Source organism: Collinsella aerofaciens, assembly GCF_039758815.1.
Lineage (GTDB): Bacteria > Actinomycetota > Coriobacteriia > Coriobacteriales > Coriobacteriaceae > Collinsella > Collinsella aerofaciens_BP.
The window spans coordinates 1-25,526 of the sequence record NZ_JBDMSK010000026.1 but is presented as its reverse complement, the minus strand read 5'-3'; the positions used below and the strand labels follow the sequence as shown (position 1 = coordinate 25,526).

The 25,526-nt window shown below is 61.4% G+C and carries 18 protein-coding genes and 2 tRNA genes; 1 reads left to right on the top strand and 19 read right to left on the bottom strand.

Annotated elements, in window-relative coordinates:
• Window positions 1-163 precede the first annotated feature (163 nt).
• From ABHT90_RS08975 to asnB, 19 genes are all read right to left on the bottom strand, one after another.
• Complete coding sequence (locus ABHT90_RS08975) at window positions 164-1,621, bottom strand: aminoacyl-histidine dipeptidase (RefSeq protein ID WP_346982261.1); 1,458 nt, start codon at window positions 1,619-1,621, stop codon at window positions 164-166.
• 214 nt (window positions 1,622-1,835) lie between these two features.
• Window positions 1,836-4,478, bottom strand: a complete 2,643-nt coding sequence (locus tag ABHT90_RS08970) for an ATP-dependent Clp protease ATP-binding subunit (RefSeq protein ID WP_346982260.1) — start codon at window positions 4,476-4,478, stop codon at window positions 1,836-1,838.
• A 192-nt stretch (window positions 4,479-4,670) separates the two neighbouring features.
• Window positions 4,671-5,360, bottom strand: a complete 690-nt coding sequence (locus ABHT90_RS08965) for a TetR/AcrR family transcriptional regulator (protein ID WP_346982259.1) — start codon at window positions 5,358-5,360, stop codon at window positions 4,671-4,673.
• Window positions 5,344-9,783, bottom strand: coding sequence for an acyl-CoA dehydratase activase (locus tag ABHT90_RS08960; RefSeq protein WP_346982258.1), 4,440 nt, complete (start codon window positions 9,781-9,783; stop codon window positions 5,344-5,346). Before ABHT90_RS08960 ends, ABHT90_RS08965 begins: the two co-directional genes overlap by 17 nt.
• Window positions 9,784-10,064: 281 nt before the next feature.
• Window positions 10,065-10,613 (bottom strand): DUF2798 domain-containing protein, encoded by a 549-nt coding sequence (locus tag ABHT90_RS08955; RefSeq protein ID WP_022094319.1) that lies wholly within the window; start codon window positions 10,611-10,613, stop codon window positions 10,065-10,067.
• Window positions 10,614-10,926: 313 nt separating this feature from the next.
• A complete protein-coding gene (locus ABHT90_RS08950) occupies window positions 10,927-12,495 on the bottom strand; it encodes a threonine/serine exporter family protein (RefSeq protein WP_198019925.1) in 1,569 nt (522 codons plus the stop codon).
• Window positions 12,496-12,830: 335 nt separating this feature from the next.
• On the bottom strand, window positions 12,831-14,795 hold the full coding sequence (lysS, locus tag ABHT90_RS08945; protein WP_346982257.1) for a lysine--tRNA ligase: 1,965 nt from the start codon (window positions 14,793-14,795) through the stop codon (window positions 12,831-12,833).
• A 79-nt stretch (window positions 14,796-14,874) separates the two neighbouring features.
• Window positions 14,875-15,345 carry a transcription elongation factor GreA gene (gene greA / locus ABHT90_RS08940; protein WP_006234960.1) on the bottom strand — a complete coding sequence of 157 codons (471 nt, stop codon included), beginning with the start codon at window positions 15,343-15,345 and terminating at the stop codon, window positions 14,875-14,877.
• A 106-nt stretch (window positions 15,346-15,451) separates the two neighbouring features.
• Window positions 15,452-15,727, bottom strand: coding sequence for a twin-arginine translocase TatA/TatE family subunit (tatA, locus tag ABHT90_RS08935; protein ID WP_022094895.1), 276 nt, complete (start codon window positions 15,725-15,727; stop codon window positions 15,452-15,454).
• 112 nt (window positions 15,728-15,839) lie between these two features.
• Window positions 15,840-15,916, bottom strand: a tRNA-Pro gene (locus ABHT90_RS08930).
• Window positions 15,917-15,965: 49 nt separating this feature from the next.
• Window positions 15,966-16,862 carry a 4-(cytidine 5'-diphospho)-2-C-methyl-D-erythritol kinase gene (gene ispE, locus ABHT90_RS08925; protein ID WP_346982256.1) on the bottom strand — a complete coding sequence of 299 codons (897 nt, stop codon included), beginning with the start codon at window positions 16,860-16,862 and terminating at the stop codon, window positions 15,966-15,968.
• 2 nt (window positions 16,863-16,864) lie between these two features.
• Complete coding sequence (locus tag ABHT90_RS08920; protein ID WP_006234957.1) at window positions 16,865-17,161, bottom strand: Veg family protein; 297 nt, start codon at window positions 17,159-17,161, stop codon at window positions 16,865-16,867.
• A gap of 114 nt (window positions 17,162-17,275) precedes the next feature.
• Window positions 17,276-17,722 (bottom strand): D-aminoacyl-tRNA deacylase, encoded by a 447-nt coding sequence (gene dtd / locus ABHT90_RS08915; protein ID WP_138339581.1) that lies wholly within the window; start codon window positions 17,720-17,722, stop codon window positions 17,276-17,278.
• 3 nt (window positions 17,723-17,725) lie between these two features.
• Window positions 17,726-18,367: an RdgB/HAM1 family non-canonical purine NTP pyrophosphatase gene (gene rdgB, locus ABHT90_RS08910; RefSeq protein WP_346982255.1), complete on the bottom strand. Its 642-nt coding sequence runs from the start codon at window positions 18,365-18,367 to the stop codon at window positions 17,726-17,728.
• A gap of 142 nt (window positions 18,368-18,509) precedes the next feature.
• A complete protein-coding gene (gene rph, locus ABHT90_RS08905; RefSeq protein ID WP_346982254.1) occupies window positions 18,510-19,235 on the bottom strand; it encodes a ribonuclease PH in 726 nt (241 codons plus the stop codon).
• Between the two features lie 54 nt (window positions 19,236-19,289).
• Window positions 19,290-20,174: a glutamate racemase gene (murI, locus tag ABHT90_RS08900; RefSeq protein WP_117806091.1), complete on the bottom strand. Its 885-nt coding sequence runs from the start codon at window positions 20,172-20,174 to the stop codon at window positions 19,290-19,292.
• Between the two features lie 51 nt (window positions 20,175-20,225).
• A complete protein-coding gene (locus ABHT90_RS08895; protein ID WP_346982253.1) occupies window positions 20,226-21,137 on the bottom strand; it encodes an HAD family hydrolase in 912 nt (303 codons plus the stop codon).
• A 107-nt stretch (window positions 21,138-21,244) separates the two neighbouring features.
• On the bottom strand, window positions 21,245-22,807 hold the full coding sequence (locus tag ABHT90_RS08890; protein ID WP_346982252.1) for a Mur ligase family protein: 1,563 nt from the start codon (window positions 22,805-22,807) through the stop codon (window positions 21,245-21,247).
• 112 nt (window positions 22,808-22,919) lie between these two features.
• Complete coding sequence (gene asnB, locus ABHT90_RS08885) at window positions 22,920-24,800, bottom strand: asparagine synthase (glutamine-hydrolyzing) (protein ID WP_117563808.1); 1,881 nt, start codon at window positions 24,798-24,800, stop codon at window positions 22,920-22,922.
• A 187-nt stretch (window positions 24,801-24,987) separates the two neighbouring features.
• Between asnB and ABHT90_RS08880 the strand changes: the two genes are divergently transcribed.
• Window positions 24,988-25,063, top strand: a tRNA-Val gene (locus ABHT90_RS08880).
• Window positions 25,064-25,526 lie beyond the last annotated feature (463 nt).

The window sequence follows — 25,526 nt, the reverse complement described above, 5'->3', positions numbered from 1 at the left end:
CTTGCCCGTATCGTAGGCAATGCGCCGAATGCTCGCCATCGAAATTTATCGATGGCCTATTTCAGACTGTAATGGGCACCCGTCGCAAACGCTCGAATGCCCCCTCTCGTAATGTCATTTGCAATCCGCTAGCACGTGACTCGGACTGCTGCTAGCGCAACCTTTACGCGGCAAGGCGCTTGAGGACGTCGATGAGCAGCTCGTAGAAGCGCTCGGCAGAAGCGAGCTCCATGCTCTCGTCCGGGGTGTGGACATCGGAGAGCGTCGGGCCCACGGCGATGGCATCCAGGCCGTGCAGGGCCTCGGCAAACAGGCCGCACTCAAGGCCGGCGTGAATGGACTCGATGCGCAGCTCGGAGCCAAAGAGCTCGCGATAGCTCTCGACAAAGATGTCGCGGACCGGCGAATGCTCGGCATAGCTCCAGCCGGGATACTCGAACTCAAACTTGGCGTCGAATCCCAGGACATCGGCCAGCGTCTGCAGGCGGTCCTTGAACTCGTTCTGCAGCGAGGTGATCGAGGAGCGCGGGGACAGCATGATCTTGACCTCGTCATCGGAGGTGGCAACCACGCCGATGTTGGAGGAAACCTCGACGGAGCCGTCGGTGGCGACGTTGCGGCGGATCACACCGTTGGGGGCAAGACGCAGAGCGCGAATAAGGGCAAGTGCGGACTTCTCGTCCATGGCCTCGACCTCAGCGTTGTCGGCAATCTCAACCGTGCAGGTAAAGCCGGGGTCGAAGACCTCGAGCTCGGCAGTAACGTCGGCGATGATGCCCTTTGCGATCTGGGCCGCGGCCTCGGCGGCAGCGTGGTCGGCGTAGACCAGAACAGCCTTGCACTCACGGTTGATGGCGTTGTCCTTGGTGCCGCCGTTAAAGCTAACGATGGCGGGCTCGCCGGCAACCATCAGGCGGTCGATGATGCGGGCCATGATGAGGTTGCCGTTGCCGCGCTCCAGGTTGATATCGCTGCCGGAGTGACCGCCCAGCAGGCCGGAGATGTCGAGCGTGAGGGTGCTACCGGTCTTGTGCTCGCGCACGATGGGGCAGGTGTAGGTAACGACGACGCCGCCGGCGCAGCTGACGGTGGCAACGCCCTCTTCCTCGGAGTCAAGGTTAATCATGGTGCGGGCGCTAATCTGGGACTTGTCGAGCGTCTCGGCGCCGACCAGGCCAGTCTCCTCGTCGGTGGTGAATACGCACTCGAGGGCGGGGTGAACGATCGAATCATCATCGAGAACAGTGAGCATCAGAGCGACGGCAATACCGTTGTCGGCGCCCAGAGTGGTGCCGTTAGCGGTGAGGACGCCGTCCTTGACGACCAGGTCGATACCATCGGTCGTAAAGTCGTGCTCAACGGAGCCCAGCTTGTCGCACACCATGTCGATGTGGCCCTGCAGCATCACGGTCGGGGCATTCTCGGCGCCGGCAGATGCGGGCTTGCGAATGATGACGTTGTAGACCTCGTCCTGATACACATCGAGACCGCGCTCCTTGGCAAACGCGACCAGGAAATCGCTGATGCCTTTCTCGTTGCCAGACCCACGGGGGATCGCGCTGACCTCCTCAAAGAAATGGAACAGCTGGGCGGGCTCGTAGCCGGTAATCTTGTAGTCCATGGTGCCTCCTTGGCGCAACTGGTTAGACAGTAAGACATGCGACTTGTATATTCCCAGACTTTGCGTGCATAAACCAGTCGAAAACGCCGAGCGCCCTCGCATCATCGGCTAACGGTGGACCGTATAGCGTAACGGCCACAACTTCCGCAGCTCTACAAATCGAGGCGCCCTTTCCGGAGCGCCTCGATTGCGCGTATCAAATTGTCGCCACGCCCTACAGCGCGCCGGAACCGGCTTGCATCATGCCGCCGGGGCCCGAGGTCACGCCGCCGCTCACGGGCGCGGCGTTGCCGGTGTGCGGTGCCGCCGGGGCGGTATCGCCACCGAGCGTGCCCACCGGACGCGGTGCCGGGATCTCGCCCGTGCCGTGGCTAAAGACAAACTTGCCATCGGCCACGTCGCACAGGACGGTATCGCCCTCGCCCCACTCGCCAGCCAGCAGTTCCTCGGACAGCGGATCCTCGATGAGCTTTTGGATAGCACGACGCAGCGGACGCGCGCCGTTGGTGAGGTCGGTACCCTCCGCCACAATCTTGTCGTAGGCCGCATCGGTAAGCTTGATGTTCATGCCGTTTGCGATCAGGCGCTGGCGCAGATCGTCCACCAGCAGGTGCGCAATCTTGGTCAGGTTCTCGCCCGAGAGCTTCTGGAACACCACGATGTCGTCGATACGGTTGAGCAGCTCGGGGCGGAACAGGCGCTTGAGCTCGCCCATCGCGCGGCCGCGGATCTCACTCGAGGTGAGGCCCTGCTCGCCGGTGGTGCCAAAGCCAACGCTCGCATCCTGCGCGATCTCGCGGGCGCCCACGTTGGACGTCATGATGATCACGGTGTTGCGGAAGTCGACCGTCTTGCCCTGGCTATCGGTCAGGCGGCCCTCCTCCAGCACCTGCAGCAGGATATTGAAGATGTCGGGGTGCGCCTTCTCGATCTCGTCGAACAGCACGACCGAGTACGGATGACGGCGAACGGCCTTGGTGAGCTGGCCGCCCTCGTCGTGGCCCACATAGCCCGGAGGGCTACCAATGAGCTTGGAGACCTCGAACTCACTACCAAACTCCGACATATCGAAGCTGATGAGCGCGTCCTTGCTGCCAAAGAGATACTCGGCGAGCGTCTTGGCGAGCTCGGTCTTGCCCGTGCCGGTGGGGCCCAGGAAGATAAAGCTGCCGCCGGGGCGACGCGGGTCCTTGAGCGGCGAGCGGCTGCGGCGCACGGCCTTGGCAACGGCCTCGACGGCCTCGTCCTGGCCGATAATGCGCGTCTTGAGCACGCTTTCGGCCTGCAGCAGGCGGCGGCTCTCGCTCTCGGTGAGCGAGGACACCGGCACGCCCGAGGTCACGGACACGATGTCGGCAATCTGGGAGACATCGATGGTGAGCGGGCTGGCGTCGAGCTCGGCCGTCCAGGCAGCCTTGGCCTCGGCGAGCTCAATCTCGGCAGCCTTTTGCTGCTCGGTGATCTCAGCGGCCTTGTTCATGTCGTCGCTCTCGGTGGCCTCCTGCGCGGCGGCCTTAAGCTCCTCCACGCGATGCTCGGCCTCGCGCACCGGCTCGGGCGCGCGGTTGGCGGCGATGCGGGCGCGGGCGCCGGCCTCGTCAATGAGGTCGATGGCCTTATCAGGCAGGAAGCGGTCCTGAATGTAGCGGTTGGAAAGGTTCGCGGCGGCCTCGATAGCACCCTGCGTATAGCGCACATGGTGGTGCTCCTCGTAGCGCGGCTTGAGCGCGGTCAGGATCTTGACCGTGTCCTCGACGCTCGGCTCCTCGACATCGATGGTCTGGAAGCGACGCTCAAAGGCCGGATCCTTGGTGAGGTACTTACGGAATTCCTCGGCCGTGGTGGCGCCGATAATCTGGAAGGCACCGCGCGCAAGCACGGGCTTGAGCATGGAGCTCGCGTCGATGGAGCCCTCGGCAGAACCGGCACCGATGATAGTGTGCATCTCGTCGATAAACAGGATGACGTCGTCGGCCTCGGTGGCCTCCTGGATCACGTTCTTGAGGCGCTCCTCAAACTCACCGCGATACTTGGCGCCCGCAACGAGGCCCGGCAGGTCGAGCGTCCAGATGTTCTGGTTCATGAGGTTCTCGGGCACGTTGCCGGCAGCGATCTGCTGCGCCAGGCCCTCGACGATGGCCGTCTTGCCCACGCCGGGATCGCCCAGGATAAGCGGGTTGTTCTTGGTGCGGCGCGAAAGGATCTCCATCATGCGCTGGACTTCCTTTTCGCGGCCAATCACGGGATCGAGCTCGCCGTCGCGCGCCTTTTGCGTGAGGTTGGTGGCGAACTGCTTGAGCGTGTCGGTGCCGCTCCCCTTTTGCTGAGAGGCATCCGAGCCGCTAAAGAACGGCAGACCCGCACCGGGACGACCAGCACCGGCACCAGCGAGCGGACGCTTCTTGTCCTGGTCCTTGGCGGTAAGTTTCTCGATAGCCTTTTTGATGGAGGCGGACGACACACCCAGGCGCATGAGGATGTCCATGGCCATGCCGTTACCCTCTTCGACGATGCCAATCAGCAAGTGCTCGGTCGACACGTAGGTCTGGTTGTTCTCACGTGCCACGCGGAAGGAGCGCTCCATCACGCTAATGACGAGCGGCGTAAAGGCAAGCTTGGCAGCCTCGGTCTCCTCGCTGGGCTCGGGAACCGTGGTCTGGACCTCCTTGAGGGTGTCCATGATGTCGTCGTAGGAGATATCAAGCGAGCGCAGCGCCTCGGCAGCGATGCCCTCGTCCTCCTTGGCGAGTGCGAGCAGCAGGTGCTCGGTGCCCACCTTATTTGAGTGCAGATCGAGCGCCTCCTGTTTGGCCATCGACATGACCTTGCGCGCTCGATCGGTAAATCTATCTAACATGCTCGTTTCCTTACATGAGTTCATCGAAATCAAAACGCCCGCCCGTCGGCGGCGCTTTTGTCTCTTTACCCACAGGTTGTCTATGTTAACAGCTGGAGGAATATCTATAAACCCGGCTCACATGAATGCAGGTTATGACCGCATCGCGGGACTCACCGCGCGATGCGCGACAGGCGCCCCGCAAGAGAAACCCTAGGCGTCTTTCACCACGTCGGGACTCGTCGCACGCGATGCGCGATAGGCATCGGCCTCCTTGGAGACGCGTTCGAGCAGCTCGGATGTATCGACGCCCTCGACTTGCGCGACCGTTTCCACCGTCTGCATGGCGACCGCCCTCAGGTACGCGCACGCGCTGTCCCCCGGCTGCTCGAGGTCTATCTCCTCGCCGCCCTCCCGGGCAAAGCCGACCGCCATCACAAAGCCCATGATGCCCGAGACCAGAAAGCCCACCGCAAAGCTCGAATCTGCCTTGAGCTCTTCTCCGTCGGGGTGGACGATCTCTCTCACGCGGTCGATGATGATCGTATGGATGCCCTGCACGACCTGCTCGGCGACACCCGCCCTCATGGTGATGACGATGCGCCGCAGCAGGCAGCGGACGTCGCGCCGGTCGAACGCCGAAAGGTCGCCCTCGCTCGAAAAATGCCAGAGGGCATCGGTGATGAGCTCGTTATCCTGCAGCAGCTGGGCTATGGCGATGGCGACGAGTTCATCGAAATCGTGAAAATAGTAGTAAAACGTTCCGCGATTGCACTGGGCGGCGCGGGTCACCTCGCCAACCGACAGCTCGAAGATGCTGTTGTTCTCGATGAGCTCCCAAAACGCCTCGATGATACGGGTGCGCGCATCGGGCGCATCGGCGTCCTTACGCGGTCTCGCCATGCGCCTCACCGCACCTCTGCGCCTTGGCGTTCATGATGAGCATCTGAAGACGGTTCTCCACGTTGGCGAAGCTCACGTCGGGATCGTAGTCGAGCGGCAGGAACTGCGCCGTGGGATACTGCTCCTTGAGCGCATGGATGAGCCCGCGCCCCACGACATGGTTGGGCAGACACCCGAACGGCTGCAGGATCACGAAGTTGCGGCAGCCGCGCTTGGCGTGCTCGAGAATCTCCGCCGGAATCAGCACGCCCTCGCCCGCATCGAACGTATGGTGCAGGATCTTATCGCTCGCGCGCACGAGCTCGGGCATGCGCGTCGGCGGCTCGTAGAGCGGGCTCGCCGCGCCCAGGCGGTCGCAACGGTCGTGCGCGAGCTCGAACAGGTTGTCCGCCGTGGCGTACCAGGCCTTTTCGGGCAGCGACAGGTCGACGTGGAACTCGCGCGACTGCGCATGCTTGTAGAAATAGGTCTTGCGGATCACGTCGGTCATGCGCGCCTCGATGACCTCGAGCCCGTTGTCCTCGAGGTAGCGCTCGATCTCGTGGTTGGCGCCGAGATGGAAATTGAGCAGGTACTCGCCCACGATGAGAACGGTCGGATGCGGGTTCGAGCGGTCGTACGGAACGGCGTCCATGATCGCAAGCGCGCGTTTGAAGCCCGTCGCCTGGCCTCTCAGCCCGGAGCGCTCCATGCCCTCGATAACCTCATCGAGCGCGCGGTCGAACGCAGCGTCCGCCGCGCCCTTCTCGAGCTCGTAGGGACGGATGCGCCTAAGCATAGCCTCGAGGGCATCGATCATGGGAAGACCGTAGGCGATCTGGATGCTCGGGCCAAGGCCGAGCTTGAAGCCCGGATGCGCATTGTGGGCATCGACGTCGTCGTTGGTGAGCACCGGGACATAGTCGTATCCCGCGTCGTCGAGCGCGCGGCGCAGCAGGGGCATGTAGTGCGTCAGGCGGCAGTCGCCGATATACTTGCCAGTCACCACGGCGACGTCGTGCGGGTCGTACTTACCGCTCTCGAGTGCCGCGAGCGCCTCGCCGATCACGATTTGCGCGGGGAAGCAGATGTCGTTGTGCACATAGCGTTTGCCCAGGCGGATGGCATCCTCGCGCCCGATATCAAGGGCCTCGGCGCGCACGCCCTGATTGCGCATCGCCGCGGTCATGAGCCTGCAGAACGCATGGGAGGTGTTGGGGACCAGCGCGATCTTGTCGTGCCGGTCGCGCTTGGTGTACTTGACCTTATACGGGTCGTCGAGCGGATGGACCGCGTGCACCCGGGCGCCCTCGGCACGCTCCTCCGCGCGACGACGGTTGACCGACTCGATAAACGAACGCACGCGAATGCCCATGGGACCGGCGACGTCGCTCTCATCGAGCTTGATCATCATCGGAACCTTGGAGCCCATCTCACCCATCATGCGCGCGATCTCGTCGGTGAGATACGCATCGTGGCCGCAGCCGAAGCTGCCCATCTGCACGAGCTCGAGCTCGGGCGTCGATGCGACGATGACCGCGCACGACAGCATGCGCGCATGGTAGTTGTTCACGATGTCGATGCGGCTGTTGGAAAGATCGACGTTGCAGACCCCCGGCACCGCATCGGGCGTCAGCACGGGGATGCCGCGCTCAGAGAAGAGCTTGGGCAGCCCGTGGTTGACCAGCGGGTCGTTGTGGTACGGGCGCGAAGCGATCACCACCGCGTAGCCGCCGTCCTCGTGCACGTTCTCGAGCACCTGCCTGCCGCGCAGCTGCAGCTGGTTCTCAAACGTCTCCTGCGCGCGGTCCGCCTGCTCGGTCGCCTTGGCAACCAGGTCGGCATCGATATCGAAGGTCTCCTTGCACCACGCCTTGAGCTGGCGGTTTCGGTCGCCCTCGTCGTACCAGTGGAACAGCGGCGTATCGAACGGAACGCCGAAACGCTCCTCCGGGTTATCGGAATTGCGCATCACGTAGGGGTATCCCTTTACGACGGCGCACATCCACTCGCTGGTAGAGGCGGTGTTTTCGGTGGGCACCGTCGTGATGATGGGCATGAAGATGCGGTCGACGCCGGCGTCGACGAGATTGCGGATGTGCCCGTGGACGAGCTTGGCCGGGAAGCACACGGTGTCGGATGTGACGTGCGCCAGACCGCGCTCGTACATCGCCTTGGTGCTGCGTCCCGAGACGCGCACCTTAAAGCCGAGCGTGCTGAAGAACGTCGACCAGAACGGCATGGTGTCCCAGAACTCGAGCACACGGGGAATGCCGATCGTGACATCGCGCCCCCCGCTGACGGGAACCGTGGGGTACGACTCGAACAGCAGCTTCTCGCGGTCGACAAAGAGATTGGGGGCAGCCGCGGTCCGGTCGCGCCCCGTGCCGGGTGCCTGTGCCTCGCAAGCACCCTGCGGACGCAGCTCCTCCGCCGCGGGAACCTCGCGCACGAGCTCATCCCATGAGATGGCGCCGCCGCGCGGGCAGCGATTGCCCGTGACGTAAAGCGAGCCGTCGCCAAATGCCACGACCGCGCGCTGGCAGCGGTTGTTGCACCTACGGCAGGTAACGCCGCCGAACTCGCGATGCTCGAAGCGCTCCACGGCATCGAGCCCGATAAACGACGTGCCGGCGTCGCCCTTGCGGCATTCCTCGCGCGCGAGCAGGGCGATACCGATAGCGCCCATCAGCCCCGGGTGGGGCGCACGCGTGACGGGTTTGCCCAGATACTGCTCGAATGCGCGCAGCACCGCGTCGTTTCGGAACGTGCCGCCCTGGACGACGACTTTGTCGCCCAGACGGTTGAGATTTGAAACGCGAATGACCTTGGTGAACACGTTCTCGATAATCGAACGGCAGAGACCGGCCATGATGTCGCCCGGACCCTTACCGCGCCGCTGCTCGGAAACGACGCTGCTGTTCATGAACACCGTGCAGCGGCTGCCGAGAACGGCGGGGGCTTTGGACGAAAATGCCTCGGTCGCGATATCCTCAACGGCTATTCCGAGGTTTTTGGCAAAACCCTCGAGGAACGAGCCGCAGCCCGCAGAGCACGCCTCGTTGACGACGATATCGGTCAGCACGCCGTGGTTGAGCCAGATGGCCTTCATATCCTGTCCGCCGATGTCGAGCACGAAGGTCGCATCGGGAACGCATGCGCACGCGGCGCGGGCGTGCGCGACCGTCTCGACCGTATGGTAGTCGGCGTGGAACGCGCGCGCGAAAAGCTCCTCGCCGTATCCCGTGGTGCCCACGGCATCGATCGCAAGCGTGACTCCCGCTGTCTCCCAGCGGTTCTTCAAGCTGACAAGACCCTGTTGGGCGACGTCGAGCGGTCTGCCGTTATTAGACGCGTAGAACGAATCGACAAGCTCACCCGCCTCATCGACCAGGGCGAACTTGGTCGTCGTGCTCCCCGAATCGATACCGAGCGCCACACGCACCGTCTCTCCGGGCGCATACGCATCCGGACCCTTTGCCGGCGTCTCTTTGCCATGGCGTGCCGTAAAATCCGCCTGCTCGGCAGGTGTGGCAAAAAAGGGCTGGGCAAGACGTCCCTCCCCGCTTGCGGGCGCGACCGTCTCGAGCTTATCCAGCCGGACAAAAGCGTCGGGAAGGTCGATCGGTTGGGACGATGCGAACATGTCGGTCAGCGACAGGGCGGCACCGCGCGCGACCATGATCTGCGGATCGCGCGGGACGATAACCTGATCGTCCGATAGATTCAGTTGCTCCCGGAACACGCGGACCAGTGTGGGGTTGTAGGCGAGCGTACCGCCCTCGAAGATTACCGGCGGCTCGATGTCGATACCCTGGGCCAGACCGCCGATCGTTTGGCGGGCGACCGCGTGAAGCGCCGAAAGCGCCAGGTCGGTGGTAGGAATGCCCTCGTTGAGCAGCGGCTGGATATCGGTCTTTGCGTACACGCCGCAGCGGCCCGAGACCTCGTGGACGGTCGTTCCCCGGCTTGCGAGCTGCTCGAACTCGCCCGATTCGGTGCCGACCCCCATGAGCTTTGCCATCTCGTCGATAAATGCACCGGTACCGCCTGCGCACGAGCCGTTCATGCGCATGTCGGCAACCTCGATGTCTCCCTTATCGTTGGTGCGGAAGAAGATCATCTTGGCGTCTTGGCCGCCCAGCTCGATGGCGCAGCGCGTCTGCGGATAGAACCTGCTGATCGCGAGCGCGTTGGCGACCACCTCCTGAACGTACGAGGCGCCCAGCGCGGTCGCGATATCGCGCGCACCCGAGCCGGTCACCGCAACGCGCAGTGACTCATGGGGAAAGCGCTCGGCGAGCTCGCCGAGCATGGCGCGCACGCTCGCTGTCTGACACGCCCCGTGGCGGCGATATCCCCACCACGCCTCGGTCATATCCTCGTGCATCGCGTAAACTTTGGTCGTCGTCGACCCTACGTCCAGTCCTACTAGCAACGCCATAATGCTCCGTCTCTCGCATTTTTCCCGCTAGAGATATACCACTCTACGTAATACAACAGACTGTTGTATTTAAACTCCGTATAAAAAGCGGCTGCCGAAACGCTTCAGCAGCCGCCGAATGCACCAACAGATTGTTCTGCGCGCTAGCACGTCGGGCAACGGAGCAGCACGGGCCCTCCGGTCATGCGCACCGCTCACGCCCGCGATGTCGCCGAGAGAGCTATCCACGCTTAGGGCTCCAACCAAGCAAGTCGCCCGCGCTCAGCAGATCCCTAAGCGAGCTACTCGCACTCAGGAGCCATAGCCTGCTCCAAGAGCTCGGCATGCTCCTCCTCGAAAACCGTCCCCACAGGGAAGGCGCGACGGAAGACGAAGCGGGAAATCGGACCGGCTACCAAAAGGTTCCACGGCAGCGCCATCACAAAATTATGCGGGATGTTGATCATCCAGATCGCGGGCACGGAATACAGGTTCGCAAGGATGCCGCCGGGCATGTGCGTCAGACCCTCACAGGCACCGTACAGCGACATGATGATGACCATGGGAACGACCATGCAGGAGCTGACGGCGAGCGTCATGGCAAGTGGCGAGCTCTTGCCCGGCGTGACCAAGTACTTAAAGGCGAAACCCTTGGCGAGCGGGCTGGCGACGAACCAGTCGCAGCACATGGCAAAAATGTAGGCAACGGGGAAGCCGAGCCACGCAGTGGCAACGACCTCGCCGTTGATGGCCCCGTGCTGCAGGGCAACGTTGTAGATGCTCATCCAGAGCACCATGCAAAAACACATGATAAAGGTGAACAGCAGGCTCTCTCGTTTGTTGATAGGCATAAAGGGCAGATTCCTCTCTGTGTTGTACCGCGGCGCCACGCAACAAAAACGGGCGGGCAAGATGGAGCTGTTGGAACTTCATCTCGCCCGCCCGTGGTACGCGCGTCTGCGACTACTTATGTGGTGGAACCAGCCTAGCACGAAACGCATGCGCTTCGTAAGCGTTGAGTTTATGAAGATGCAGGGCACCGATAATCCCCCGACCCCATAAGTTGCGGTGGAATACGGACTGTTTTGACCCTTTAAGCAGCAATTCAGTCCCTATTTCACCGCAACTCATTTGGTGCAAAGTAACCTGTCCCCCTTGTACCAATTAGCTGGTGTGGCGCCAGCGAGGGTCGGTGAGCGTACGCGCCACACCCAGTCCAACGGGCAGAAACGCTACGATGAGCACTGCGCGCACAAACCAGCCGAGCATATTGACCGTGTCGAAGGTGCACATGTAATACATCGAGCGATACAGATACAAGCCCGGCACCATAATGACAATCGAAGGCACCGTGAGGGCGATGCGCGGGTAGGTGAGCTTGACTTCAGCCAAGCTTGCGAGCAGCCCCGATACCAGCGCGCCGATAAACGCTGCTGCCTCGGGAGGCATTCCCGTGCTGAGGCCCAGGAAGGGAATCATCGTCGGCGCATCGACAAGGGTCAGACGCAGGGTATTGGACACGGCGCCGATCAACCCAGCTGCCGCGGCCATCTTTACCGGGCTGTTGAACATCACCGAGAAGCCGAATACGCCAACGAAGCTCATCACCACGCGCAGGAGCGTAAGGGCAAGCGGCGAAAGGCCCAGTGGGGCAAAGTCGTCCGGCGCCAGGCCAACACACTCGGCAACCATCCAACCTACGAGGGTCGCCATCACAATAATCGATACGGCATATGAAAGGCGCTCGATACCGCTTCGCATGTCGAGCTTAGCGATGTCGAGGCCTGCCGTAATGAGTGGAAAGCCGGGAATCACAAAGAGCATGGCGCCGATATAGCCTTCTTGGTGCGACATTGCCCCCGGTATGACCTGGCCAAGGCCGAGCAATGCCAGCAGATACGAAACGCAAGCGAGCGCAACGCCGGTCGTCAGCGCGCTGAACTGACCAAGGCCTTGCTTGAGAATATGGGAGCGGGCAAAGTTGCCGACACCCGCGCCCACGAACGCGCAGGCCATCTCGATAGGGCCGCCGCCGAGCAAAAAAACGAAGGCGCCACAGGCGCAGGCCGCCGCAAGGCCCTGTTGCCAAGGCGCGTAATCAGGTTTTGAACTCTCAACGGTCTTGAGCATCTCGTGATACTCGTGCACCGTGAAGCGACGACCATAGGTCTCGATTTCCTTGAGGAAACTCTCCATCATCCAAATGCGATGGGTATTGACGCCCGTTGTGGGCAAGCTGACGACCTCATTAAAGCAGTGACCATCTTCGATGCAGGTGCACTCAAACGACAGAAGACTTAAGTCAACGTGGATGGTGACACCGAGTACGGCGGCAACACGATTCATGGTATCGCGCACGCGCCAGGCACCCGTTCCGCTTGCCAGCATAAGCATGCCGGTGCGGCAGATGATGGATGATTTATCGGTGAGCGGCGCATCGACGGCAAGCTCATCGCCTGCCGTCACGATCTGGTGCCAGTCAGTTTTCATATGGAGCGCGCCGGCACGAACGCCGTGGTGCATGGGGGCCCTCGAAAGCAGCGAGTTAAGGCGCGAAGGCTGTGAGGGCTCCGCCGATTCGCCCTCGTCCTCGTCGGGCTCTTCATCGACCAGATCAAAGGAATCAAGCGGCGCTGGCTCGCGACGGTCGATCAGCTCCTCGTCCTCATCATCAAAGTAGTTGAACTGATCGAGCATGTCCTCTTCGATTGCGCGCTCGCTCGCGTCGTCCATCCCGGTGCTCCCTTCCTATCGACTAACCCCCATCCTAGACAGCGACGGCTAAAGGAAACATAAAAGAGACGGCTGTCATGCGAGCCATGCGCGCAATAGCCGTTGGATAGTCGTTTAAGAGCGTCCCTAATGACTACATCGATGTTCTAAGTATCAATCAAGTCAACGCCGCAGGTAGAGGACGGACAGCGAGCGACGTCCAGGGCGAACAAGTTGGCATGAAAAAGGCAAGGCATAGACCTTCTGGTCATGCCTTGCCTTTTGAATGACAAATTGTCGCCCTGGGCGGCGCGCAGCGTCAACTGGTTACGCGGTTCGTAGAACCGCGTAACCCCCTAGTACATCTTTGCGCCGGCGGGGATGGAGGCGTCGAGCTGGATCAGGTTGAGGCGCTCCTCACCATCCTCCTCGTGGATGGCACTGATGAGCATGCCGCAGCTGGGGATGCCCATCATCTTGCGCGGAGGCAGGTTGGTGATGGCGAGCAAGGTCTTGCCGACCAGGTCCTCGGGCTCGTAATAAGCGTGAATACCGGAGAGGATGGTGCGGTCGGTACCGGTACCGTCGTCGAGCGTAAAGTTCAGCAGCTTCTTGGACTTCTTGACGGCCTCGCATGCCTTGACCTTCACAGCGCGGAAGTCGCTCTTGGAGAAGGTATCAAAGTCGACGAACTCCTCAAACAGCGGCTCAACGGCGATCTTGGAGTAATCGAGCGTGGGCTTAAGCGACTTAACGAACGGGCTCGCGGCGTTGCCGGCCTCGGCAGCCTTGGCGGCAGCGGCACCGGACTGGAAACCCTTCTCGGGCTTCATGTGCGGGAACAGCAGCACGTCGCGGATAGAAGCCTGGTTGGTAAGCAGCATGACCACGCGGTCGATACCAATGCCAATGCCGCCCGCGGGAGGCATACCGTACTCGAGGGCGCGCACGTAGTCCTCGTCATACTCCATGGCCTCATCGTCGCCGCCGGCCTTCTCGGCCATCTGGGCAGCAAAGCGCTCAGCCTGGTCAACCGGGTCGTTGAGCTCGGAGAATGCGTTGGCGTACTCGTGGCCGGCGATGACCAGCTCAAAGCGGTGGGTCAGGCGCGGGTCGTCCTCAAAGCGCTTGGCAAGCGGGCTGACCTCGATGGGGTAATCGCACACGAAGGTCGGGTTGACGATGGTGTCCTCGCCCAGCTCATCGTAAATCTCGGCGATGATCTTGCCAGCAGTCCACTCGGGCTTGATCTCCAGGCCCTTCTCGCGCGCGGCGGCAGCAAGCTCCTCGACCGGCGTGTCGATGGTGACCTGCTTGCCGAGCACGTCGGAGACGATGTCGGTCATGGGACGGCTGGCCCACTCACCAGAAAGGTCGATGGTCTGGCCCTGGTACTCGATGACCTCGGGGTTGCCGATGGCCTTGTTAGCCGCCTTAATGACGCCCTGGGCGAGCGCCTTCATGCCCTCGAGGTCGGAGAAGGCACGGTAGGCCTCCATCGTGGTGAACTCGGGGTTGTGGGTAAGGTCCATGCCCTCGTTACGGAAGATGCGGCCGATCTCGAACACGCGCTCAAAACCACCGACGATGCAGCGTTTGAGGTGCAGCTCGGTGGCAATACGCAGGTAGCACTCCTGATCGAGCGCGTTGAAGTGGGTAATGAACGGCTTGGCCGTGGCACCACCCTGGATGGTCTGCAGGATGGGGGTCTCGACCTCCATGTAGCCGTCGGACTCCATAAAGCGACGGAAGGTGGAGAGAATCTGCGAACGCTTACGGAAGGTCTCGCGAACGTCGTCGTTGGCGATCAGGTCGACATAGCGCTGGCGATAGCGGGTCTCCTTATCGGAAAGACCGTGGAACTTCTCGGGCAGCGGACGAACGGCCTTGGAAAGCAGGGTCGCGCTCTTAGGGGCAACGGAAAGCTGGCCGCGCTGGGTACGCACGACCACGCCGGTCACGCCCAGGATGTCGCCCAGGTCGAGGGCCTTGAGCGTATTCCAGGCAGCCTCGTCCATGTCGTTGATGCGGCAGAACAGCTGAATCTCGGCAGTCGCATCGCGCACGACGATGAACATAATCTTGCCCTGACCGCGCTTGGCGACCACACGGCCGGCGATCTTCACGACGTCCTCGGTGTCCTCGCCATCGGCAAGCTCGGCGTACTTAGCCTCGATATCGGCGACGTAGTCCTCAAGCTCAGAGTGCTCGGGATAGGGGTTCTGGCCCGCCTCGAACAGGGCGGCGCGCTTGGCCAGGCGGGTGGCGCGCTCGTCGTTGAGCGTCGATGCCTGATCGGCGACGTTCTGGTTCTCTGCCATAAGTTAGCTCCTCAAACTAAAACGCTCCCCAGGATTCGGTCCCAGGGAGCGAAAACATACCTTTACGCGGGACCGTGGTCTAGCGTGCGATCTTGGCGATGGTGTAGACGCGAGTCTTGCCGGAAGGCGTAACGACCTCGACGGAGTCGCCCTCGCCGTGACCAATGATGGCGTGACCGACCGGAGACTCGTTGGAAATCTTGTGCTCGAGCGAGTTGGTCTCGGTGGTACCGACAAGCGTGACTTCCATGACCTCGCCGTTGGGATCAATCAGCGAAACGGTGGAACCGATGGAGACGGTCAGGTCGCCCGTGGTGGCAGCAACCTGAGCGTTGGCGAGGATGGCCTGGATCTCGGCAATACGAGCGGCGTTCTGGGCCTGCTTGTCCTTAGCGGCGTCGTACTCGGAGTTCTCCGAAAGGTCGCCGAACGCGCGGGCTTCCTTGATGTCCTCGACGATCTCCTTGGCGTAATCGCCCTCACGCCAAGCGAGCTCCTCGACGAGCTTCTGGCGGCCCTCAGCGGTCAGTACGATCTGGCTTGCGTCCATACGGATATCTCCCCAACTCTGATCAAACAATCAACTGTCAACAAAACGAAAAAGACCGGCTAGCCTGCGGGCAAGCCGGTCAGGTGCTCACCCCAAAGGGATGGGACTACTCTGCGTCCGCGTCGCTGTCCTCTGCCTGCTTCTTCTTGGCAGCAGCGAGCTTGGCCTCGAGCTCAGCGATCTCCTTGTCCTCCTCGGACTGCTCGACCACGACCTCCTCGGCCTGCTTGGTCTCGGCCTTATCGTCGCCCTCCATACCCTCACGGATATTCTTGACGGTAGAGCCGAGGGACTTGCCGAGCTTCGGCAGGTTCTTGGGCCCGAAGATAATCAGGACAACGACGAGAATAATGATGAGCTCAGGAGCCCTCAGTCCAAACATGTAGACCTCCACAATACAGCGAGACAAGCTCGAATGAGTATACCGCGGGTATCGCGGTATCACAACACTAGCTAAAAAAAGGGACCGCAAGAAGCGGTCCCTCCTCATGCTCTGGTCGGGTTGACTGGATTTGAACCAGCGACCCCTGCGTCCCGAACGCAGTGCTCTACCAAACTGAGCCACAACCCGTTAGCTCGACTATAGTAACAAAGATTTTCGCCGCGTGCTAGAGAAATTTTTATTTCTTTGGCGCGTCGATTTGAACCGTGTTGGGAATAAGCTCAGTCGCGCAGACCCACCAGCCATTTTGCTGGGCAGCATCGGCAAGCCTTTCGGCCGTGGCAGCGGTGTCGCAAATGGCAAACGAGCAGGCACCCGATCCGCACACATCTACAGCAACGGTTCCGTCCTGTTTACGCAGCCAGTCGAGGACCGTTTGAATCTGCGACTCCATCTGTGCGGAAATGACACCAAGGTTGTTATGGATGAGTGTATATGCCGTCTCGGCATCACCAGCACGCAAGGCAGAAGCTATCGCGCCGGGCTTGTCCGCAGGCACCGAGGCCTCGTCAAAACGTCGATAGGCTTCAATTGTCGAAACACTTGCCTCGCGCGGCTTGACCAGCACGACGGGCGTCGCGGGCAGCGCGGGGTACTCAGTTGCCAGCACGTCTCCCCCACCTACGTAGAACGCAGGACTCGCGTGCAAAAAGAACGGGACGTCGGCACCGATGCCTCGCGCAATGTCGTCGAGCGCTGGGTCGGTGCGATCAATGCCCCAGAGCTCCGCCAAGGCGACAATGACCGCGGCCGCATCCGTCGAGGGGCCGCCCAAGCCGGCGCACAATGGAATGCGCTTCTCAATCGTCACGCAGATGTTTGCCTCGCGACCATAATGCTCGGCCATAGCAACCGCAGCCCGATACGCCGTATTCTTTTGCATGGGAAAATCTGATGCCGGAACCGTCTGGACGGTCAGCGCCTGCGCCGGCGTGACCGTCACGGTATCGGAAAGACCGACGGCCGCCATCAGGGAATCGACCCTGTGGTAGCCGCGGTCATCGCGCTCGGTATGAACCCCCAGGTAGAGGTTAATCTTTGCCGGCGCGGAAAGAGTCAGGGACCGATCGGTCACCGTTAATGCTCCTCGAGCTGATTGCCGAGCGGGGTAAAGATATGCTCGCCGCTCTCGGGGTCGAACAGCTCGACCTGACCGGTGAGGACATCGATATACTGGTAGGACTGACGCGACTTGCGGCCGCGACGCTCGTCAACCTCGACGATAAAGACGGCGGGGTGGACGCTCTTGATGGTGCCCATGCGCTCGACGACGCGGGTGCGGCCCATGTTGGCCTTAACCTTGACGCGATCGCCCACCATATCGGTCAGCTTCTCGTGGATGTCGTCGACGTGATTGACTTCCATCTCTTCCATGAACAGGGCCTCCAGAAGGTGCAATTCAAAAAGGGGATAATACCCCTAAGATAGACAAAACTCTAATACTATAGCACCCTGTTACAAACACGCGCAAGTAGCTAATTTGGCTACTTACAGATTGTCGGTATCGAGGACGATGGTGAATGGACCGTCGTTGACGAGGTCGACCTTCATGTCGGCGCCGAAGATGCCATGCGCTACGTGCTCGACGTCCTCGCGCACAAGCGTCAGGAAGTACTCGTAGAGCTCGTTGGCGACATCGGGGGCGCCGGCATCCGTAAAGGACGGACGGCGACCATGACGGCAATCGGCAAACAGCGTGAACTGCGACACCACGAGCACCTCACCGTCGACGTCGGCAAGCGCCAGATTGGTCTTGCCGTTCTCGTCCTCGTTAATGCGCAAGCCCCGGAGCTTGCCCCACAGCTTATCGGCCTCGGCGCGTGTATCGCCATGGCCCACGCCCAGCAGTACCAGGTAACCGCGGCCAATCTTTCCCACGCACTCGCCGTCGACCGTCACGCCGGCGTTGAGTACGCGCTGCACCACCGCACGCACGGCCTACTCCTCGCCCGTCAGCTTGGCGGACAGATGCTCGAGCGCATGGAATCGATGGCTGATGGCGTTCTTCTCGTCCTCCGTGAGCTCGGCCATAGTCTTGCCCGGCGTATCGACCGGCAGGAACAGCGGGTCGTAGCCAAAGCCGTGATCGCCGCGACCCTCGTGCGCGATAACGCCCTCGCAGGCGCCCTCGCCATAGGTGACCAGACCATCCGTGTCGATAAGCGCAACGACGCTCATAAAGCGCGCGGTGCGGTCCTCGTCCGCCACGCCTTCCAGGTTAACGAGAAGCTTGGCGTTGTTGGCGGCATCGTCTCCGTGCACGCCCGCATAGCGCGCGCTATACACGCCCGGCTCGCCGTCAAGCGCGTCGACGACCAAGCCAGAATCGTCGGCGATGGCCATGAGCCCCGTCTCTTCGACGGCAGCCTGCGCCTTGATGATGGCGTTCTCCAAAAACGTCGTGCCGTTTTCCTCGGGGTCCTCAAAATCGCCCAGCTGGCCGAGCGCCACAAAGCGAACCTCGGGCATGACCTTGCCTAAAATGGCCTCGATCTCGGTGAGCTTATGGGCGTTGCCCGTTGCCACGACAATGGTCGCCGCCGGGTCGAGGGTGTCGATGTCGATCTTCTCAAGTGCCATGAGTGGTCTCCTTGTCTCTATAGCAATGCCGCGCCGAGGGCGACGAGGGCCTCCGCCTCTCCCCTCTCAATCAACGGCAGTCTTATACTTCGATGTTTTCCCAGATAAAACCTGCCAAAATAAACCTGTCCCTTTTTGCAGGTTAGGCGAGGGCCTGGCGCTGGAGCTCGATGAGCTCGGCGATGCCTTTGTCGCCCAGGTCGAGCAGGGCGTTGAGGCGCTTACGGTCAAAGGGCGCCTGCTCGCCGGTGCCCTGGAGCTCGATCATCTCACCGGTGTCGGTGGCGACGAGGTTCATGTCGACTTCGGCATGGCTGTCCTCGGAATAATCGAGGTCAAGCAGCGTATTGCCGTCGACAACGCCCATGGAGATGGCGGCCACCTGGCCGGTAAGCGGGATGCGCTCGATTTTGCCCGCCTCGACCCACATGGCGAGGGCGTCGTGCAGCGCCACCCAGGCGCCGGTAATGCTCGCCGTACGCGTACCGCCATCGGCCTGGATCACGTCGCAGTCGACGGTGACGGTGTACTCGCCGAGCGCCTTCATGTTGACGACGGTACGCAGGCTGCGGCCAATGAGGCGCTCAATCTCCATGGAGCGGCCCTTGCGGTTGGCGTGCTCGCGCTTGCAGCGCTTGCCGGTCGACGCCGGCAGCATGGCGTACTCCGCCGTTACCCAACCGGCCTTGGCGCCCTTGCGCCAGCCCGGCACGCCCTCCTCGATGGTGGCAGCGCACAGCACGCGCGTATCGCCAAACTCGGCCAGGCACGAACCGTGGGCGTGCTTCATAACGCCGCGGGTGAGCTTAACGGGGCGCAGCTCATCGGCGGCGCGGCTGTTGGCGCGGTTGACCTGCATGTACTCCATGGAAATATCCTTTCGGCAAAAGGTGTGGCGAAGACTTTGGCGGCGGCCTTATATCTATTTCAGTTCGTCGATATCGATATGTTCGATGCTCTTGAGCGGCTGACCAAAGATAAAGCTGCCCGCCACCGCAAACTCGGCAATGTTATCGGCCGTCGTGGCAAAACGATGCTGCGGCTCGGCGGCGACGCCCGCCAGCTGCTCGCGGCGCGTGAGGATATCGGTCAGCTCGCGCGTGGTCTCCTCGGCGGAACTCACGACGCGCACCCCAGGCCCCAGCGCATGGCGGATAGGTCCCACCAACAGCGGAAAATGCGTACAGCCGAGCACCACGGTATCGATACCGTGGTCGCGCAGTGGCTCAACCGTGGCACCCACCAGCGCACGCACGGCAGGCGTATCGAAGATGTCCTCGTTCTCAAGCCACTGCTCTTGCAGATGCGCACCCGAGGCGAGCTCGTGTTCGACAACCTCGACAAAGCTCGAAGCCGGGCAGCCATACACATCGACACCAGCATCCAAATCCTGGATGGCGCGCGTGTAGGCGCCCGAGCGAATGGTGAGGTTGGTGGCGAGCACGCCCACGCGACGCGTGCGCGTGCTGTTAATGGCGGCGCGTGCGCCCGGGGCGATCACACCGATCACGGGAACGTCGAGCACCTGCTGGGCCAGACGCAAGGCCGCAGCTGTCGCCGTGTTGCAGGCGATGACCATAATCTTGACGTCGTGCTTCGACAGCCAACGGCCCGCCTGCAACGCAAACGAGCGCACCTCATCCTCGGTGCGCGTGCCGTAGGGGCAGCGTTTGGTGTCGCCGAAGTAGTAGACGGACTCATGCGGCAGCGCCGTCGCGATGGCGCGCGCAACCGTCAGACCGCCCAAACCAGAATCGAACACGCCAATCGGGCGCGTGTCGCCTGCCGGATTCTCGATATCGGACATTACCTCACCAGTCTCTCTCGAAAAGACATATCCAAGTGCGGCGACGCCGCGCTACGAACGCGCCGCGACCAGCAGCTCTGCCGTCGCCGCCCAACCGTCGACAATTTTGCCGCGCGTAACGAAAGCGTTCTCGCAAGCAGTCAGGAACTCGGGCGCGCCGGCGCTCGTCAGGCCATTCTCGACCAGACAGAACGTGCCCACGTGATCGGCCATGTAGAAGTCGGACTCGGAATCGCCGAGCGCGAGCGTCTCCTCGCGCTCGATCCCCAGGTGCTCGCAGAAGCGCGCAATGGCGACGCCTTTGTTGAGGCCCGCGGGGTTGATGTTGAATGCGCGACCGTCCTCGACGCGATCGAGCTCGAGCGTCGTCGGCTTGGACAGATGCGTCAGGTGACCGTTACAGGCCCACACCAGGCCACAGCCGGCCTCGTCGAGAATGGCCTGCGCCTCGTCATCGGGGATGTCGCCGCGCATGCCGACGGTAACCTCGCGGTACTTGTAGCCGGTCGACATGTCGTTGTGATACTCGATCTTGTGCGGCCAGCGGGCGAGGATCTTCTCGCACACGCCAGTCTGCTCGATCACCTGGTGCGGCGTGAGACCGCAAGATGGGTCGTAGGGCATATCGCCGGTCAGATACTCCCAATCGTTGGCCTTGAGATCGTACATGACCAGGCCACCCATCTCACCAATGTAGGAGTTGAGGCCGAGCACGCGCGCATCCTCGTGGATCATGGTACGGTTGCGGCCCGAGGTGGGAACCACCTGAATACCAGCGCGGGCAAGTGCCACGACGGCCTCGACGAGTTTGGTCGAGGGGTTGCCGTCGTTGTCGCGCAGCACGCACGAGCCGGGTGCGAGCATCGTGGCATCCAGGTCGGTAAAGACGTACTTGACCTTGGCCAAGCGCTCGCGCATCTCGCCCGAAAGCTCGGCGACGGTCGGCAGGGTGTTGTGGGACATGGTTACTCCGTTTACGTAGAAGGGTTTGGGCTTAGACGGCATGTTTTGATTGAGGGAACACGTTTATGGCGACAGCGCACTCAGGGCGCCTTCGCCATCATGGTTCATTAGTCAAACTGGGTAACATCGATCAGGCGATTGGCCAACGAAAGGTCGCTCTCGATGGGCACGAACTCGTCACCCACGTGCATGAGCTCCTCGTCACCCTTTGCCAGCAGCAAGACAATGGTGGGAGCATCGGGGTTGACGTACTCCTCGCGCGCCGCCTTGAACGCCGCGTGCACAGCGGCTTCGCGATCGAGGATGATCTTGTTCGGCGTATCGTCGGGAACGTGTTCGGCAAGCTCGCGACAGACCTTCATCGGGTCCTCGTGAGCCGGGTCCTCGTTGGCAAAAATCATCAGGTCGGAATATGGTGCGGCCTCGCGCGGAAGCTGCTCGCGGCGCTCCTGCGCCTTGCCGCCGGCAGCGCCAAACACTGCAATGACTGGACTAGTGGGAAACGCGCGCTTGACCGACGAGAAAAGCGAACGGAACGAAAGCTGGTTGTGCGCATAGTCAACAACACAAATCACGCGGCCATCCTTCGACTCCACAACCTCCATGCGACCAGGCACGCGCAATTTGGAGAGGCCCTTCTTGATAGCCTCGATACCGATGCCGATCTCGTGCGCAGCGGCGATAGCGACCAGCGCGTTTTCCACGTTAAAGTCGCCCGCGATACCCAGCAGGACCTTCTCCCCCGCCTCGGACTCGTCGGCACACAGGCCATGCAGGTTAAACTCGATGTTAAAGCGGACCATGCGGACATCGCTTGCCCACAGGCTTGCCTCGGGATGCTCGACGCCAACGGTCACCAAGCGCTCGGCCGTCGACGCTGCCTCCAGCACACGGCCAACCTCTTCGGTGCCCAGGTTCACCACGGCGGTCTTTGCCTGGTCAAAGATCCTGAGCTTGCTCTCAAAATAATCCTCAAACGTAGGGTGTTCGATCGGCGAGATGTGGTCACGCCCGATGTTGAGGAAGCACGCCACGTCAAACGGCAGATTCTCGACGCGTTGGTACTTGAGCGCCTGGCTCGAGACCTCCATGACCATGGACTGGCGACCGGACTCACGGCAGTTGGCGATATGGCGCCAGACCTCGGGGGCCTCTGGCGTGGTATTGGTGCTCTCGTAGCACTCGATGCCATCGTCGGTACTCACCGAGCCGATCATGCCGCAGGACTCGCCCGCCGCTTTGATAATCGACTGGAGCATAAAAGCGGCCGTGGTCTTTCCCTTGGTACCGGTGATGCCCACGATCTTGACGTCGTGGTCGGGACGGTCGTAGACCTCCGGCGGCAACAGGGCCATGGCCGTGCGGACGCTGTCCACGACCAGCATCGCCGCGCCGTTCTCCTTCGCCAGCGGCTCCAGAGACTCGACCAGCGACTCCTCGCACACAAATGCGACGGCGCCCGCATCGAGCGCCATACTCAAAAACGCGGGCTTAAAGGCAGCGCCTTTGCAAAAGAACACGTCACCCGCCGAGACCGCGCGCGAATCAAACGAGCAGCCGGTCACGGCACGCTCGTCAACCTGCTCTGATGCGCGCAGCTCGCCGCACACATCGAGAAGCTTGGCAAGCGTATCGACCGTGGTCACGGTCGCGGAATCCGAATGGTGCATCTTTCGCCTTTCTCAGCCATTTGGCAGGGACGGTTTTTATAGTAACTGAAACGCACCCACGCAAAAACGGCTCCCGGAGGAGCCGTTACGCGCAGGCGTTCGTAAGCCGAGGCTAGGCAGCCTGAACAGCGGGCTGGTCCTCGTCGATAAAGAAGCGCTTGTACCACACCAGGAACACGAGCGGCGTATAGATCTTGCGCTGGAAATCGCCCTTGCCCGCAAAGTGCAGATCGAGCAGGTGCATGAGCTCGTCGGTATCGAAGAACTCGCTTGCCCACGGCGCGGTGAAGTACTCCTTGACATAGTCGTACCACTTTTGCTCGCGCAGCCAGTAGACAATCGGCACCGGGAAGCCCACCTTGGGACGGGTGGCCCACTCATCGGGCAGCGACTTGTTGGCAGCGTGGCGGAGTACCTGTTTGTTGCCGTTCTCGTTGATGCGGTAGCGGTCGGGAATGTGCTCGGCGAACTCCATGACTTTGCGGTCTAGGAAGGGCACGCGCAGCTCCAGCGAGTGCGCCATGCACATCTTGTCGGCCTTGAGCAGAATGTCGCCCGGGAGCCACATGTTCATGTCCAGGTACTGCTTCTTGACCAGCTCGGGCTGACCTTTCACGCGCGCATAGATGGGAGCGGCAAGCTCGAAGGCGCCATCGCCGGTGTTGTACTCGGGCTTGAGCACGCCGTCGACCTCGCGCTCCGGCCATACCAGAGCCTGTCCCAGGAACGACTTCTCGGGGATCTCGGCACCCTTGACCAGGAAGTTATGTCCCTTGAAGTACGGCATATGCAGCGCCAGGTTACCGAGCGCGCGACGGATGGGCAGCGGCACCATCTTTTTGTACTTGCGGACTGGGACCGTGTCCTCGTAGTAGGCGTAGCCGCCAAAGAGCTCGTCGGCACCTTCGCCCGAAAGCACGACGGTGACGTCCTTGCGGGCCATCTCGGCCAAGAACCACAGCGGCACGGAAGACAGGTTGGACTGCGGCTCGTCCATGTGATACTGGATGTCCTCGAGCGCACCGAAGAACTCGTCGGCGGTAATCATCTTGCGGACATTCTCGACGCCGAGCTTGTCAGAAAGTTCCTTGGCGTAGTTGGTCTCGTTGAAATTCTTGTAATCGAAGCCCACCGAGAAGGTCTTGTCGGGCATGAGGCAAGCGGCGATGTAGCTGGAGTCGACGCCGCCGGAGAGGAACGACGCGACCTTGACGTCGGCGATGCGATGGGCCTCGACGCTCTCGTGCACGACCTCGTCCAGCTCGTCGACGTACTCCTCGAACGGTTTCTCGACGGCGGAGTAATCGCAATCCCAATAACGCTCGATGTTCATCTTGCCGGTCGGGATGTCTACGGTAAAGTAATGCGCCGGCGGCAGCTTGTAGACACCCTCGAAGAAGGTCTCCTCAGTTGCCGAATACTGCAGCGTCATGTACGGACGCAGGGCCTTTTTGTTGACCGCCTTGTGGAAGTGCGGGTAGTCCAAGAAGCTCTTGATCTCGGATCCAAAGAGCACGCCCGGAGCGCCGTCGCCCGCATCGGCCATGGGATAGTAGTAGAGCGGTTTGATGCCAAAGATGTCGCGGGCGCCAAAAAGCTTGTTCTTCTTCTTGTCCCAGATGACGAAGGCGTACATGCCGCGCAAGCGATCGAGTACGGCCTCGCCCCACTCCTCGTAGCCGTGCAGGAGGCTCTCGGTGTCGGCGCCGCAGTGGAACTTATAGCCCTTGGCCTCGAGCTCGGAGCGAAGCTCCTGGAAGTTGTAGATCTCGCCGTTGAAGACGATAACGACGCTGCCGTCCTCATTGGCCATGGGCTGAGCGCCGGCCTCGGTCAGGTCGAGGATCGACAGGCGGCGGAAGCCCAGGGCAACGCGGCCGTCGATAAACTGACCGCCCATGTCGGGACCACGATGGACGATGCGGTCCATCATCTTGGTGAGCACCTCGGATTGGTTATCCGTCCCACCGACAAAACCGACAAAACCGCACATATACTATCCCCTCTGCTGTTGCTGGGCATCAAATCGAATCAGTAGCTTTTGAGTATACCCGAGGGCGTAAAGAGGGGCGGAATGTTCAGGCAATCTCAACTGAATCAGCTCCGCCGTGACACGCGACGGTTACCTTTAATGGATATGAGATGAATGAGGCGATTGTTTTGCTATACTCTCTCCGCACGGGCGATTGGCGCAACGGTTAGCGCAGGTGCTTTACACGCACAAGGCTGGGGGTTCGAATCCCTCATCGCCCACCACCGATTTGGAAACGGTCCTCGAAAGGGGACCGTTTTTTGTTTGGGCCCATTTCATGGGATTCGAACCCGCAAGGGTGCGGAGCTGAGGAAACGCGAAGCGTTTTCCAGCGCAGCACGCGAGGGCCGTAGGCCCGAAGCGAGAGCGGGCGGCGTCAGCCGCACGCGACATCCCTCATCGCCCACCACTGATTTGATAGGCTCCCAGCTATGGGGGCCTTTCTTTTTTTGGGCCCAGCGCAGAGGGATTCGAACCCGCCAGCACGTCCGTCACAAAGGCCGTGGCCAAAAAATGGCAAAAATGAGTACTGTTACTAATTTTGTAGCAGCGATTTTTGGGTTTCGCTGGGTAAATCTAGCCCTGAATCAGCGATTTGAAGCCTTTGCTAGGTCGCGCGCGCAGACGTGGTGTAAGAGTGTCCTGAGGTCCGTCGCTGCAAGTCCCGATGTTACTCCTTCTTGAGGC

Coding starts and splice junctions, on each gene's coding strand:
- ABHT90_RS08975 (WP_346982261.1), bottom strand. CDS start 1,621: ATGGACTACAAGATTACCGGCTACGAGCCCGCCCAGCTGTTCCATTTC.
- ABHT90_RS08970 (WP_346982260.1), bottom strand. CDS start 4,478: ATGTTAGATAGATTTACCGATCGAGCGCGCAAGGTCATGTCGATGGCC.
- ABHT90_RS08965 (WP_346982259.1), bottom strand. CDS start 5,360: ATGGCGAGACCGCGTAAGGACGCCGATGCGCCCGATGCGCGCACCCGT.
- ABHT90_RS08960 (WP_346982258.1), bottom strand. CDS start 9,783: ATGGCGTTGCTAGTAGGACTGGACGTAGGGTCGACGACGACCAAAGTT.
- ABHT90_RS08955 (WP_022094319.1), bottom strand. CDS start 10,613: ATGCCTATCAACAAACGAGAGAGCCTGCTGTTCACCTTTATCATGTGT.
- ABHT90_RS08950 (WP_198019925.1), bottom strand. CDS start 12,495: ATGGACGACGCGAGCGAGCGCGCAATCGAAGAGGACATGCTCGATCAG.
- lysS (WP_346982257.1), bottom strand. CDS start 14,795: ATGGCAGAGAACCAGAACGTCGCCGATCAGGCATCGACGCTCAACGAC.
- greA (WP_006234960.1), bottom strand. CDS start 15,345: ATGGACGCAAGCCAGATCGTACTGACCGCTGAGGGCCGCCAGAAGCTC.
- tatA (WP_022094895.1), bottom strand. CDS start 15,727: ATGTTTGGACTGAGGGCTCCTGAGCTCATCATTATTCTCGTCGTTGTC.
- ABHT90_RS08920 (WP_006234957.1), bottom strand. CDS start 17,161: ATGGAAGAGATGGAAGTCAATCACGTCGACGACATCCACGAGAAGCTG.
- rdgB (WP_346982255.1), bottom strand. CDS start 18,367: ATGGCACTTGAGAAGATCGACATCGACACCCTCGACCCGGCGGCGACC.
- rph (WP_346982254.1), bottom strand. CDS start 19,235: ATGGAGTACATGCAGGTCAACCGCGCCAACAGCCGCGCCGCCGATGAG.
- murI (WP_117806091.1), bottom strand. CDS start 20,174: ATGTCCGATATCGAGAATCCGGCAGGCGACACGCGCCCGATTGGCGTG.
- ABHT90_RS08895 (WP_346982253.1), bottom strand. CDS start 21,137: ATGTCCCACAACACCCTGCCGACCGTCGCCGAGCTTTCGGGCGAGATG.
- ABHT90_RS08890 (WP_346982252.1), bottom strand. CDS start 22,807: ATGCACCATTCGGATTCCGCGACCGTGACCACGGTCGATACGCTTGCC.
- asnB (WP_117563808.1), bottom strand. CDS start 24,800: ATGTGCGGTTTTGTCGGTTTTGTCGGTGGGACGGATAACCAATCCGAG.